10 protein-coding genes and 1 pseudogene are annotated in these 14,449 nt (G+C 41.9%); 3 read left to right on the top strand and 8 right to left on the bottom strand.

Annotation, left to right across the window (positions count from 1 at the left end; translation table 11 throughout):
• Nucleotides 1-9: 9 nt before the first annotated feature.
• From FDK13_RS32305 to FDK13_RS32295, 3 genes are all read right to left on the bottom strand, one after another.
• On the bottom strand, nucleotides 10-1,017 hold the full coding sequence (locus tag FDK13_RS32305; protein WP_137344155.1) for a FecR family protein: 1,008 nt from the start codon (nucleotides 1,015-1,017) through the stop codon (nucleotides 10-12).
• A 232-nt stretch (nucleotides 1,018-1,249) separates the two neighbouring features.
• Complete coding sequence (locus FDK13_RS32300) at nucleotides 1,250-1,912, bottom strand: RNA polymerase sigma factor (protein ID WP_137344154.1); 663 nt, start codon at nucleotides 1,910-1,912, stop codon at nucleotides 1,250-1,252.
• A gap of 315 nt (nucleotides 1,913-2,227) precedes the next feature.
• Nucleotides 2,228-3,208 carry a Gfo/Idh/MocA family protein gene (locus FDK13_RS32295; protein WP_137344153.1) on the bottom strand — a complete coding sequence of 327 codons (981 nt, stop codon included), beginning with the start codon at nucleotides 3,206-3,208 and terminating at the stop codon, nucleotides 2,228-2,230.
• A gap of 695 nt (nucleotides 3,209-3,903) precedes the next feature.
• On the opposite strand from FDK13_RS32295, the pseudogene FDK13_RS36800 reads away from it, so the two are divergent.
• The 3 genes and pseudogenes from FDK13_RS36800 (at nucleotide 3,904) to FDK13_RS32280 (ending at nucleotide 5,993) form a co-directional block, all read left to right on the top strand.
• Nucleotides 3,904-4,880: pseudogene (locus FDK13_RS36800) on the top strand (AcvB/VirJ family lysyl-phosphatidylglycerol hydrolase).
• On the top strand, nucleotides 4,820-5,017 hold the full coding sequence (locus tag FDK13_RS35950) for a VIT1/CCC1 transporter family protein (protein WP_229216312.1): 198 nt from the start codon (nucleotides 4,820-4,822) through the stop codon (nucleotides 5,015-5,017). The pseudogene FDK13_RS36800 and the gene FDK13_RS35950 overlap by 61 nt, the downstream one beginning before the upstream one ends.
• Nucleotides 5,018-5,153: 136 nt before the next feature.
• On the top strand, nucleotides 5,154-5,993 hold the full coding sequence (locus FDK13_RS32280; protein ID WP_137344151.1) for a polysaccharide deacetylase family protein: 840 nt from the start codon (nucleotides 5,154-5,156) through the stop codon (nucleotides 5,991-5,993).
• Between the two features lie 979 nt (nucleotides 5,994-6,972).
• Here FDK13_RS32280 and FDK13_RS32275 read toward each other — a convergent pair.
• The 5 genes from FDK13_RS32275 to FDK13_RS32255 all read right to left on the bottom strand — a co-directional run bounded on the left by FDK13_RS32275 (nucleotide 6,973) and on the right by FDK13_RS32255 (nucleotide 14,407).
• Nucleotides 6,973-8,178 carry an ROK family transcriptional regulator gene (locus tag FDK13_RS32275; protein WP_137344150.1) on the bottom strand — a complete coding sequence of 402 codons (1,206 nt, stop codon included), beginning with the start codon at nucleotides 8,176-8,178 and terminating at the stop codon, nucleotides 6,973-6,975.
• Between the two features lie 65 nt (nucleotides 8,179-8,243).
• Complete coding sequence (locus FDK13_RS32270) at nucleotides 8,244-9,512, bottom strand: sugar MFS transporter (protein WP_137344149.1); 1,269 nt, start codon at nucleotides 9,510-9,512, stop codon at nucleotides 8,244-8,246.
• Between the two features lies 1 nt (nucleotide 9,513).
• Nucleotides 9,514-10,692: a n-acyl-d-glucosamine 2-epimerase gene (locus FDK13_RS32265; RefSeq protein WP_137344148.1), complete on the bottom strand. Its 1,179-nt coding sequence runs from the start codon at nucleotides 10,690-10,692 to the stop codon at nucleotides 9,514-9,516.
• Between the two features lie 45 nt (nucleotides 10,693-10,737).
• Nucleotides 10,738-11,712, bottom strand: coding sequence for a Gfo/Idh/MocA family protein (locus tag FDK13_RS32260; RefSeq protein WP_137344147.1), 975 nt, complete (start codon nucleotides 11,710-11,712; stop codon nucleotides 10,738-10,740).
• 4 nt (nucleotides 11,713-11,716) lie between these two features.
• Nucleotides 11,717-14,407: a PQQ-dependent sugar dehydrogenase gene (locus FDK13_RS32255; RefSeq protein WP_229216311.1), complete on the bottom strand. Its 2,691-nt coding sequence runs from the start codon at nucleotides 14,405-14,407 to the stop codon at nucleotides 11,717-11,719.
• Nucleotides 14,408-14,449 lie beyond the last annotated feature (42 nt).

Below are 14,449 nucleotides of genomic sequence, written 5' to 3'. Positions count from 1 at the left end.
CCAATGATATTATTTAGGTGAGATGATAACTTCTTTATTTTTCAGATTTAATTCATACTTCGCATCATTGAACTCGGTAATACTTTTCAATACACTTTCCAGGTTTTCGTCCTTACCGAAGGTGGTTGTAAAACGCTGATTTTTAAGCCTGTCGTCTGTAATCTGGATTTTTATATGGAAGCGTTCTTCGATATGCCTGGCCGCATTAAAGACTGTGACATCATCAAACAGCAGGTCCTCCATTTTCCATTCAACCGTTTTTTGCGCGTCCACGCTGCTTTGGACGGCCTCTTGCTTTAGAGTATTATACGTTATCTGCTGATCGGGAATCAGGATTGCAAAAGTCGTATTCTGATCACTGACTTTTACCTTTCCTCTTGTAACGGTTATAACTATACGCTTATCGCCGGACATCGCTTTTATATTGAAAGCAGTGCCAAGTACGGTTGTTGACAACCTGCCCGAATGAACAATGAAAGGTTTTTGTGGATTGTGCCGCACATCAAAATATGCCTCACCAGTCAGATACACTTCCCTCTTTTTTCGATTATCAAACGAATCGGGATAATCGATCTTACTGCCGGCGCTAAGGATCACGGTGCTGCCATCAGGAAGTTGCACCAGATTATTGGCTTTTTTAACAGGCTGGCTATTTTTTACATAAGAAACCTCTTCATGCGCTTTTTGATAATTCTTCATTAATACCGTGCAGACCAGTAAAGCAAGAGCCACGGCCGCATAGGCAAGCCATTTTTGCCGGTTTCGCCAGGCTAACGGCATGATCGTATTGCTTCTTTCCGGTAAATGCCTGTCGATATGTTCTTTAATTTCCAGCTCCAATTTGTCCTGTTCGTCGCCCGACAAATTATCTACAACGTTGGCTTGAATTTCAAATGCATTATAATAGGCTTTAAGCAGGTTTATTTCATCCTGGGTAGCACTACTTGAACGGTATTTTTTTAATATTTCTAAAAACTGTTCTCTTTGCATCTGATCGGTTACTTTTGGAAAACTCACTCTTTTAATACTCCCTTTATTTCAAAATTACCAGGAACTTATCTATAAGACAGCTAAAATCCGATTCCGCCCACGCGGCATATAAAAAATTTTTTAAATATTTTTAAGGCTAGGCAATTCGTTATACACACTTGTTTTGCAGCAGATCAGGTGTGCAGGCTTTGCCGCTTCCTGGTTTTAACAAAAGTTTTATTTGGTAACCTATAAAATTAAATAGCCGACCACACTGAAATCATTCATGATTCGCAAGCGATATCAACCTTACATCGTCTATAACCATTAACTCTCTTAAAAAATCGAATCTCTCTGAAATAGAAGCTGTGACAATCAGTAACAGCATCCCCATCAGCAGCTCCGCCTTTAATTTCGACATCGCTCTACCTAGCTGGTTGCGGACAGTTTTTGGCGAAATAGCCAGCTTTTTAGCTATTTCATCGCTGGACAAGTCCAAATCATAACGCATTAGAAAAATAACCTGCTGTTGCTTGGGTAAATTCTCAATTAAAGCTTCATAGGCTGAAAACAGTTCATTATACCGCATCTGAGCATCTGCATTGTCTTTTTGGTTATCAAGCTGTAAAAGCAGGTCAGCTATAGGTACAAATTTTTTCTCTTTTTCTATCCAGTTAAAAACACTGTTACGGACAGCGACATATAAATAAGAGGACAAATTTTCAATTTCCAAAGAAGAGGTATGCGAATTCAGGCGACCCCAGAGTTGTATAAAAATATCCTGCGCTATATCTTTTGCCTGATCAGAATTAGAAAGCCGTTTGTAGGCAGCGTTGTATACAAATTTCCAGTACTTTCTATAAAGTACATCAAACGCATCCCTGTTTCCGTTGCAAATTCCAAGAATCAGCATGTGATCCTCTTCCGTAGATATGTCTCTCATTATTTCTGGTTACAACCCTTTTATGGATAAATAACTATTAAAAGTAGAAACTCTCATTAAGCAAAGCAAATTCCACAAAAACATAATTGTTAAAAATTATATTTTGAATTATAGCTGATTAACAAAACAAAGCAATAAATGGAATTTTAAAATATTAATTTATATTATCCGTCGATAAGAAGGATAGCCTGGCAGGTTAACAATCGCTGGGCTCACTAGCGGGCTGTCGGAACGAGGCTGGTAACGTCACTGGGAATCATTACATCCAGACAGAACCAGGAAGTCAGAAACAGCCTTTAATTGATTTGCATGTGGTTAATTCAAAGACACGGCCTTCCCTCCTTTATTCTTACTGCGGTCGGCCGCTTGTATAAATCTGAATATTTCGAGGGTTTGCGCGGGAGAAACCGGGGATTTCCCTGAATCAAAAAATGATATAATCTCACCGACCAACGGTTCATAGGAAGTAAACGGTCCAAGCAGCGCTATACCTTTCTCACCAAAAGCCGTTCCCGCAATATTGGCAGCACCTGCCCTTATACCTCTTAGTGTTCCAATTCTTCCGTCATCCCATACACCAACGACCAAATCAGTTCCTTCCTGGTAAGTCCTGCTTACACGCCTGCAACCAGGGCCCATCACAGTAAAAAGCATTTCTACACCATGAATGGCATACCAAGCCAGATCACTATGATTTTTATCCAACTTGGCCGGTGCGTATACATCTGCTCCGGTAATCTTCCCGATAGAGCCCGAAACTATTTTTTGAACGCTCGCATCAAATCTGAGTGCAGAGGATGAAAAAATGGGCGTATTGTATTGTTTTGCGGCATTAAAAATTGCTATGGCCCCCTGAAGATTAGCTGCCACAGGTTTGTCTATAAACATTCTTTTACCCGCTTTCAATACAGGTAAGGCCTGCTCCAAATGAGATCTCCCATCGTTTGATTCCAGTAAAATTACATCTACCTTGGTTAAAAGCTCATCAATGGAACTGACAATCTCCACACCCTGGTTTTGCACTGCCCTTGTGATTTCATCCTTGATTTTTAAAGCAGAAGCGATGTCCTTAGTGCCGTGAGGATAAGCGGCCACCACCTTATAGCCTTTCATTTCGGGATGGTTTGCGTTGATGATCTTCGTAAATACTTCACTGTGACTGGTGTCAAGGCCTATAATCCCGACTCTTTTCCCTGCCTCGGTAAGCGGAGTTTGCCCCCAAACCATTTCGCCGCCAACGGCCATTAAACCGCCTGTACAAAGAACTGTACTTTGTAGAAAATTTCGTCTGTTCATAATTTTGTCATTCTTTAAAATAAATCCGGTTATATCAAGTAATACCTTTTGCAATAGGATTAAAACGAAAACAAGTCGCCCATAGAGGTTGCGCAAATAAAGGCCATAACAATGTCTTGCCAACCTATGTCAAGACCTGCAGGCCGCCCTAGGGCGTTTTTGTTTTTCAAGAAAGGTTCTTCTTTGATACTGGGTATAGCATATTGCCAGCGCCGCTACGCTGCACCGTTTGGCTGGATACAGTGCCCGCTCTTCAAATACCAAAACGTGTATATTTGTCAATAACTGCAATGTACGAAATAAAATCGGCCTCAGCGCATATATATGCGTTGCGAGGGCCTTCAAAGCGTACGCCACGTTTCTTATCAGAATTTTGTTTTGTTACTTACTGGCAACTCATTGCATCAATAATGGCATGGAAAATCTCCTGATTTAATTTGAATCATAGACACTTAGATGTATCTCAGTTCAGCTTGTTATTCTCATTTAAGATCCGTTTTACATTATCATATGCCAATTTAAAAAGACATTTGGTTGATATCTTTTTTTGAAGAAGAAAGTGATTCACAACGTATGCTAACGACTTCGAGCATATTGAGTTTATAAAAAAGATTGAACAAAAACGAAACGGTGCCGCTGCACGGTATTTCTATATCTATCGATTGAAAAGTCTTCGAAGCAAATTGGCTAGCAGTATGACTTATCTGAATCTTCGCCCTGAAACAAATGGTGTAGAACGCCATGATATTTCCGGCATGCTGAATGTAGCCTTCTTAAAAAAAATGCCAGAAAATCTGACAAAAAATAAGCCTATTACCGATTCCATAAAATCACATTTATCTTTCATTGCTGAACGAGAAAAACACGTCGCAGGATTTTCAATTAATTTAATACATGGCAACTCACAACCATTCTTACAAAAACAACATACTTTCTACTCAGAAAATAATAATCCCGCCCAGGTAGAAATGCCTCTGATTCTGCTGCCTTTGATCTTCTTTATTTCTGGTGACGGTGGCTGGACCAACTTCGATCAGGGCCTTTCAAAGATTTTGGTTGGGAATGGAATGCCAGTGGTGGGCATGAACGTACAAAAATATTTTTGGATAAAAAAACACCGGAAAAATCGGCGGAAGACATCATCAAATCAATAAACTACTACATGAAGAAGTGGAACCGGAAGAGCTTTGTTCTTTTAGGATATTCATTTGGAGCATCCATAGTCCCTTTTATTGCTTCAAGAATGTCACAGAACTTACTTGATGATAATTTGGGATTCATTTGCCTTTCTCCTGATCTTTCCACCGATTTTGAAATACATCTGACCGATATGTTACATGTAGGAAAAAATACAGGTCAATACGATGTGCTGGAAGAACTAGTCAAGATCAAGTCCATTGAGCCGATTTTAATATTCGGAACCGAGGAGGAAACATATGCAAAAAATATATTTAAAAAGTCAGGCTTTAAAATGATTTTGATCCAGGGTGACCACCATTTCGACAAAAACTTTCACGCACTTGCACAAAACATATCCGACAAACCCCTCCAGGCTGCTTTTGCATCTTTCGGCTCATTACCTTCGGGGCTTTGTTGCCATTTCTTGTTTCTATGCTGGCGCCATTACATTTTATGGTATACTATCAATATGGCTTCTCCATTATTTTCCTGATGGTTTTAGGGGCTCTTGCAGCCAAAACGGGAGGGTCAAAGGTCGGCATAGCAGTAGCCCGGATCGCATTCTGGGGAACCGCAGCCATGGGCATAACGGCTTTGGTTGGCCATTTCTTCGGAGCCAGCACGGTTTAAAGGCAATGGACAATCAGGTTTAATCTTCTTAACCCTAAGACTAACCATCAGAAAAACGACTTTACGAAAATTAAAGCCTATTTACTAATTCTCTCTATCATAGTTACTTTTTTTCGAAAATTTGAAATCCAGCAACATGAAATCTATACACATATCAATGCTATTCTTACTGAGCTCAAAAATTCTTCTGTCTCAGCCTGCCAGTGTGGTAAACGAGAATTTTCTTCGCAAGCTGTACAAGGACAATTCTTATCTTGAAAAGAAAAATGAGGTTGATAAAACATTCGCAAATGTAAAACCAGGGACCTGGGGAGAATTTGTGAAAGGCGTCGATGAAGATTTGGTTACCAACAAGAAACTGCTTGCCCTTACCTTCGATGCATGTGGCGGTCTGCATGGGAGCGAATATAATGCCGACCTCATCAATTATTTAAGAAGGAATGAAATTCCTGCAACCTTATTTGTCTCCGGAAAGTGGATCGACGCCAATTATGATACGTTTTTAGAATTGAGTAAAGAAAAGCTTTTCGAAATCAAAAATCATGGTCTGAATCACAACCCTTGTTCTGTTGACGGTGAAAGTGAATATGGGATCAAAGGTACTGCTGATGTGCCTGACGCGTTTGATGAAATCGAAGCGAATGAACGAAAAATAGAATCCATCACGGGTCGACGCCCCTTGTTTTTCCGGTCTTCCACAGCATTTACCGACGAAGCTTGTGCTAAAATCGCTAAAAATCCAAATGTTACCATGGTCAGCTTCGATGTACTTTCCGGTGACTCGGTGCCCGGTACACCCGTCAAAACAATCCAGCGCAATGTGCTCAAAAGTGTCAGGCCGGGAGCGTTGATTATCATGCACTTTAATCATCCCAAATGGAATACCTATGAGGCCCTTGAAAAAATAATACCTCTGTTAAAGCAGCAGGGCTATACATTTACCCAGTTGCAGGATTATCCTTTAAAATCAAAATAATTATTGATATCCGAGGCTAGACCACGCAATTTAATTTTTAGACAGCCAGGCAAGTCAAAAGATACCTTACGTTGTTGAAAAGAAAAAGCGGGAAGGCTTTCAAATTCTTTTATTTCTTCCTGATCAAGAATATCAATAATCCTCATATGGCCCGTTTTTTACCATTCGTTTTTACTATATAAAAAACGAATACCCACCCCAATTTACATATTTAAATTGCCATGCAGCTAATGTCATTTTGGTATGACACCGGCATATTAGGAAAGATGGATAAAATCATTTAATTGGCTGTCGATTACTAAAAAAAAGAAGGAAACATTAAAATCATCATTTTAACAAGGCAGTAATACACTTTATTTCGAATGTAGGTACTAACTATTTTTATATTGTGTAGGAAGTAAAGTCATTTTAAGGAATTTATAATATTGTACTAATCAATCACAAATAAATTATTAATATATATCTGATAATAAGTAAATTAAATCATATCTTTAGGAAGTTTGCCCCGTATTTAAGTAACTCCCCAATCCTAGAACAGCAAAGGATAGCTCCGGGCGGGGTTGGAAGTAACTGAACAGCTGGCAAAAGACCTTAAAAGTGAATTTACAGGCATGCTGGGATATCCATTAGGAATGTCTAAGAGATGCGCCAATTTGCCTGACATATGCCGATCGGAATTTATAAAAACAGCACTTACAAAAATTACCCAGTACTATTTATATTAAATTTTTATGCAAAATTAAGATGAAGACTATAGGTCTATTTATATCCTGGAAGCCGCAGTCAAGGGATATCATGGTTATGCAGATAAAAACCGATTATCTAAAAAGAAAACAATTATCAATTTCGAAAACTACCTAATACCTATCCAGTCCGACTTTGCCCACTGGTTACGAAGGATTCATACCAAATTGGATGACTTACTCATAGTTATGCCGATTTTCCATGGTGTAAATTTGCACATCATTTCTTTGTGATTTTATCCGGTAAAATCCAGGAACCTGTTTCGCACCAAAAGGCATGCACCTAACAAACCTGCGTCTTCGCCGAGTTTTGACATGGATAACCGGGTATCATTATTTACAAGGCTCAATGAATATTTATTAATTGCCGTTTTAATCGGAAGCCAGATATATTCCTGAGTTGCCATCAGGCTGCCGCCAAGGATTACTAGTTCGGGATTGAAAACGTTGATAAGTGATGCGATTCCCCGCCCAAGATTTTCGCCAAGCTGTGCGATCAGCTCAATCGCCAGCACGTCATCAGCGATAGCGGCCTGAATAATATCTTCCATTGTAATTTTATCCGGATCGGTTATTTTGGAACTGATCAGTGAAGATGATCCTTCCAGTAATTTTTCCCGGAACATGCGGACAAGTGCCCATCCCGAAGCCTGGGTTTCAAGGCAGCCTTTTTTACCACACCGGCAAATATATTCATTATTAAAAACTGGCATGTGCCCTACCTCACCCGCATAACCCGACTTTCCGTAATAGAGTTTTCCATCCATTAAGATCCCTACTGCTATTCCATAATCCAGGTTCAAAAACAGAACATCCTTTTCATCCTGCACAACGCCCATACAAAATTCGCCATAAGCCATTGCCCGCGAATCGTTTTCAAGATATACGTGATAACCGATTTTCTCCTCCACAATTTTGCTCAGCGGCCTTTCGTCAAAATAGAAATAGCTGTAACTGTGGCCGGTCTTGTAATTGACGCGGCCGGAAAGATTGATCCCTACTCCCTGAATTTTGTTTTTTGGTATGGAAAGGCCGGTAATAAAAGTAAGAATATGCCGGCAAAGTTCGTCTCTGGATTCTACCGTATTATCCAGGTTATACGGGATCTTTCCCGAATTTTTAATTAAATTTTTATCCAGATCTGCCAAACCAATACTGACATGATACTGCTTGACATCTACGCCGATAAAATACGCTGCATCAGCAGCAACTCCGTACAAATTGGGCCGGCGCCCTCCTGAGGATTCAATCTTGCCATAATCCTGAACCAGTCCATCCTTTTTTAAATCATTGACAAGTACTGTCACCTTTGGAACACTTACGTTGAGCCGCTTCCCAAGTTCAGGCAAAGTCATCCCTCCGTTGTTGGCCAGATAACCCAGAATTATACGTCCGGGATCTTTGGTTTTATAGTTAGCTGCTACATGAAGTGGTCTGCTCATAATCGAAATCTAATACCTTAAAGGCTTTAAAATTATAACTTTTTTATTGAATCAGTGACGCTGCATCATTGATCAGGATGACTTGTCTGTATTCCCAACCTCAAATCTGCTTTGGGTTTGTACCCGTTCAATGCGAAAAACAGGATGAAGAAATAACATGCCAATGGCAGCATAAAGGCAACTGTCCAGTTGAAATGATCTATGAGCCAGCCCTGAAAAAACGATACTACTGCTCCTCCGACAATGGCTGTTGACAACCAGCCCGAAGCTTTTGTAGCATATTTTCCCACACCGGTTACTGCCAATGAAAAAATAGTAGCAAACATGACCGAATTACACAGCCCGACGCCAGTCATCGTCCAAACCGCCACAGAACCTGAGGAATTTACAGAAAAAAGAATCAGCAAAATGGCCATGAGCACACAAAACGTGAGTACGAGCGGCGCACGCAGGAATCTTAACAATGCAGCGCCAATAAATCTTCCCACCAGCATGCCTCCCCAGTAAAACGCTACAAAACTATTCGCCTGGTTTTCGCTTATTGTCAGGGTATCGGAAATGTAATTAGTTAAAAATGAACCAATTGAAACTTCTGCTCCAACATAACAGAATAGTGCGATCACTCCGAATTTTAAATTTCTGAACCGGAAGATTTTAGTACCAATACCCTTACCTGTTTCGGAATGAGTGCTGATTTTGGGTAGGTTAATACGACTGACGACCAGGGCAATCAAAACCAGAAAACCGGTGATACATAAATAAGGCAGTCGTAAGGATTCGCCCGGTTGTTGTAAGAATTCTTTTGCCCGGTTCAAAATAAGCCAGGTCCCTAAAAGTGGTGCAATCGTGGTACCCAGTGCTCCCACGCCCTGGATCAGCGTAAGTCTGGAAGACGCCGTTCTGGCCGGACCCAATATGGTAATAAATGGATTGGCGGCTACCTGAAGCAGCACGACTCCGATTGCCAATATAAAAAGGGCGGCCAGGAAAAAATAGTATTTGTGCATCATAGAAGCAGGAAAAAACAAAAAAGTGCCAATCGCTGCAACGAGGAACCCGGTGACCATTGCACGTTTAAAGCCAATTTTTTCTACCAGCCAGCCAGCCGGAACAGACATGATTCCATAAGTAAAAAAGAAATAAAACTGCACCAGGGCAGATTGCGTATAGGTCAGGTTAAAACTGTTCTTAAAAAACGGCACCAGTGTATCGTTCAGACAGGTAATCAGGCCCATCATGAAATACAATACGGCAAGCACGGGTAATGCAGGCGTGTAGTTCTGATTGGGGACAGTTACCGCTGTGTGCGGACCAGAAACAGGAATATGTGCCATATCAGACGTTTACAAGCGATTTTTCATTGATTTTTTCCAACGTTTTCCAGCACTGGTATAACCCGCGCGGAACATGAAAACAACCTTTCCATTTGCCGCCTTTTAACGTCAGAAGCGGCTCTCCTTCCCTGTTCAGATATCCAAACCATTCTCCGTTAGCAGGATCGGGGAAATGTTCCCAGGTATAATCGTGAACCTTTTCAAACCAGGCAAGGCAGCGCTCATCACCAGTATGCAGGTAGCCTTTTAACAAACTGATCAGCGTTTCAATATGTACCCACCAGAGTTTCTGATCCCATTCCAGCTGCTGAGGCGGAAATCCTTTTACATCCTTAAAATAAAAAATGCCGCCATACTTTTTGTCCCAGCCATATTCCAGTAATTCCAGTGTAATATCCGTGGCCTTCCGGATCAGTTTATAATCCGAAGTCCGCTCCGCAAGGTCCATTATAAACCACATCGCTTCCAGTCCATGCCCAGGATTAACCAGCCGGCCTTCAAACGAATTAGAAAATAAACCGTCGGGTGTAATGTTTTCTAGAATAACGCCCGGTTCGGGTTTATAAAATTTATTCATAACCGTATCAATGCCTTGATCTATAACAGATTGTACCAAACCGGCATCCAGAAGTGATTCCATTTCCAGAACCAGGTTGCAAAGGATCATTGGAAGGGCAAATCCCTGTAGCGGCCTGGTTTGCGGAAACGACTTGTTATAAATTCCTTTCGGATCCCCTTTTCTTTTCAAAACAGCATGAAAAGTATCGACAGCAATATCCCGGAAATTCTCATTTCCGGTGGCTTTGTAAAGCTGTCCGAATCCCATTGCAGCAAAGCAATCGGAAAAAATGTTATAAGGCTGGGTTAAAGGATTTCCATAACGATCCAGTGAAAAATACCAGTTTCCTTTTTTATCCCGGCCATATTTTTCAAGAAACTTCGCACCATGAAGTGCAAGGTCCAGCCACTCCTGTTTTTGCTCAACCTGGTTATATAACATGGCAAAACACCAGACCTGCCGGCATTGCAGCCAGACAAACTTATCGGTATCATACACCTTACCTTGCCGGTCCAGACAGGTAAAATAACCTCCTGCTTCGGTATCAGGAGAGTTTTTCATCCAGAAAGGTATGATGTCATTTAAAAGTGTGCTGCGGTACAGATCAATATATTTTTGCATTCAGCTAATATTTAAGGATTCAGGATAGTCTTACAATTGTTTCATTTAACTCAAAGACGCTGCAATCCCACCTTGTTTTCTGCTTCGGTCAGCCGCATCGATAAACCTGAAAATTTCGATGGTTTCGCCTGGAGTTACCGGTGGTTTTCCTGAATCAAAAAACGTTAAAATCTCATTGACCAGTGGTTCATAAGAAGCAAAAGGCCCTAGCGGAGCAATTCCTTTCTCTCCAAAAGCAGTTCCGGCAATATTTGCAGCCCCTGTCCTAATACCTCTTAATGTTCCAATTCTCCCGTCATCCCATACACCGGTTACCAGATCCGTTCCTTCCTGATACGTCCTGCTAACCCTCTTGCAGCCCGGACCCATTACGGTAAAAAGCATTTCTACACCATGAATGGCATACCAGGCCAGATCGCTGTGATTTTTATCAATTTCGGCAGGCGTGTACACATCGGCCCCGATAACTTTACCGATAGAGCCGCCAGCTACTTTTTGGACGCTTACATCAAACCGTAAAGCCGAAGATGTAAAAAAGGACGTATTGTATTGCTTTGCAGCATCAAAAATCGCTGTTGCTCCTTTCAGATCCGGTGCCACGGGTTTGTCGATGAACATTCTTTTTCCCGCTTTGAAAACCGGCAGCGCCTGTTCAAGATGAGGCCTTCCATCGTTGGATTCGAGTAAAACCACATCGACTTTGCTCAACAGCTCTTCAATGGAATCCACGATCTCTACGCCCAGGCTCTGCACAGCTTTTATGATTTCAGGTTTCATTTTCAAAGCAGAGGCGATATCTTTGCTTCCATGCGGATAAGCCGCCACTACTTTGTAGCCTTTCATATCCGCATTACCAGCATTGATCATTTTGGTAAATACTTCACTGTGGCTCGTATCCAGCCCGATAATTCCAATTCTTTTACCTATTTCGGCAGTGTAGTTTTTGCCCCAGCCAATATTCCCTTCGGCGGCCATCACACCAAGAGCCGTGTTGTATATAAAATTTCGTCGGTTCATCATTTCGTTATTTTTCAAAATACATCCAGTCAATATGAAATAAGGCTCTTTTTGAATTTGGATTTTTAAATACAAAATACAAGTCGTGCATACCGGTTGTGGGGCTGACAGGCAAATCAATTTCTTTCCAGCCTGTTTTTGGATCTTCTGTCTGCCCGGCGGCAATTTCTGTTTTCCCAAGCAGAGGTCCGTCTTTTGCCCCGTTTCTCAATTCCACAGTTCCGCCAGCGCCCTGCTCCTGTATTCTTAACCTGACTGACTTGATATGATTCAGGTCGATTGCATTGAAACGGGTATATTTCCCGTCGGTAATGTTTGCAATATGTGAGATGAACCCGGTGTTTTGCGTAGCGATCACCACGCCCACATTTCCTTCCTGATAGTCTTCAAGCTGTATTAAAGGGTTTCGAAGGACCACGTAGCTGCTGGCTTTCAGCGGCTCAATTCCATTGGCACCCTTATCCATATACGATGCCTGAAGTACATAGGCTCCTTCATTTCCTTTTCCTTCATGTTCAGTTAGCTTCATGACGCTGGAAAGTGGCATTTTTCCTGCTTTTTGACCCATTGACAAAATATATCCGGCTATTTCCTTCGCATCCTTTTCCGGCAGATCAGCATGCGGCGGCATGGGATACGTTCCCCAGTTGCCGCTTCCGCCGGTAATTATTTTGCGGGCAAGCAATATATCCGATCCTTCCCGGTCCTTGTATTTTTTTGCAATTTCTTTCAAAGCCGGGCCTACTGATTTTGTTTCCATTGTATGGCAGGATTTGCAATCCAGAGAAGCATACAGCTTTTCAGTACCTGAAAACCGCAGGTCATTTTCTCCACCGGAGCTCAGGGCACCTGCCAGATCTTTTCCAAAAGTCAGGTAATTGAAACTGACATTTACTTTCTGCGGATCTATTTTCCCATCTTCTTTGTCACTGATTTTTATCTGGTAATCAAATTCAGAATTATCCCAGTAAAAGCTGCGGTTAGCCTTTGTTACAATGGTCAGATCGGGTGGTGTGTTGCCTACTTTTATCTGAGTGGTGGCCGTTCCTTTTCCGCCATTTTGATCCGATACCGTCAGTACAACATTATAGATGCCGGGTTTGGTAAATGTATGACGAATATCCTGGCCAGCTGCTTTTTTATCACCTATTTTCCATTCATAAGAAAGCCTGTCATCGGCATCATAGTCCTTTGACGCATTGGCGGATAGCTCCACTGTAAACGGCGCTGCGCCCATTGTTTTCCCCACTTTCAATGCAGCCACCGGATTGCGGTTCCCTTCTGAATATTCTATCCGGATGATGCCTGAATCTGTGTTTCTGGCAAACCAGTTTGTACCATAAGCAAGCAGATATACTGCACCGTCCGGAGCGATCTGCATATCCATCGGCGCCACTACTTTCAGCTGCGGCATAAAGGGTTCCATGCTCACATAATTACCTTCGCTGTCCATGGTAACAGCCATAATCCATTTTCTGACCCACTCAAAAATAAACAGCTTTCCGTTGTAATAATCAGGCAGTTTATAAGGTGCTTTCCGATACAGATCACTGTAATAAACCGGTCCTGCCATGGCACTTGCGGCTCCCTTACCTACTTCCGGCCATTTTTTGGACGGGCCTTTTCCATACCAGATAAATGCAGGCTGGGCAGGTGGCAGGTTTTTCAGACCGGTATTATTGGGCGAATCATTGATTGGATGCAGGGGATCTTTTCCGGGACCTTCCTGTTTTGTTTCAAAATTATAATCAGGAAAAACCTCGTTATCACCCAAAAAATAAGGATAACCGAAAAATCCGGGTTTACGCGCCTGATTGATCTCGTCATAGCTCAGTTTCCCTTCACTCGCTTTAATTTCGGTATCCGGCCCGACATCCCCCCAATACACATATTTCGTTTTGGGGTCCACGGACATTCTGAACGGGTTTCTTAAACCCATTACATAAATTTCAGGTTTCCCCAAAGATCCGTCTTTCGGAAATAGATTGCCGTCCGGAATACTGTACGTCCCATCCGCTAGCGGTCTGATGCGCAGTATTTTTCCCCGGAAATCATTGCTGTTAGCCGTCGCACCCTGGTCGTCTGCCAGTTCATGGCCCGGCCTCTCGTCAGTTGGATTATGACCTTCAATTTCTTCGGCATTTGTATTGTCGCCAATCGATAAATACAACAATCCATCAGGATCAAATGTAATATAACCCGCAGAGTGACAGCAGTATTTACGCTGTGTCGGCACTTCCAGCAATACCTTCTTCGACGACTGTATCAGATTATGGTCTTTCAGTTCGAAGCGTGCCAAGTTGCTTATATTTTTATCCCCGGCAACACCGTAGTAAAAGTATATCCAGTTATTGTTTTTAAAATCCGGGTCAGTAGCTACACCGAGCAGGCCATCTTCAATTCCACTGAAAACATTAAACTGAGCGATCGTGGAAAGTTCTTTAGTAGTGTTATTAAAATAACGGACGGCACCTTTTCTCTCGGCTACTACTATATCATAATTTGGCAAAATCGTCATTCCCATCGGCTCATCCAGTCCGGAAATCAACGTCATTGCAGTGAACCGGCTGGAATCAGGAATTTTAATAGATACCGAATCGGTCACAGCTCTGAACAGCGGCAATTCCGGCCTGGATACGGAGGCAAGACAGGCCGTACCGACCGCCAGTAGCCCAATATAATATCTGAGTTTTTTCACTTCCAAACTTAATATTTTATTTTACTTAATTAACAATTTATA

It is taken from the genome of Dyadobacter frigoris (genome assembly GCF_005280585.1).
Taxonomy (GTDB): Bacteria; Bacteroidota; Bacteroidia; order Cytophagales; family Spirosomataceae; genus Dyadobacter; species Dyadobacter frigoris.
The sequence above is the reverse complement of the archived record's forward strand: the minus strand, read 5'-3'. Positions and strand labels throughout refer to the sequence as shown.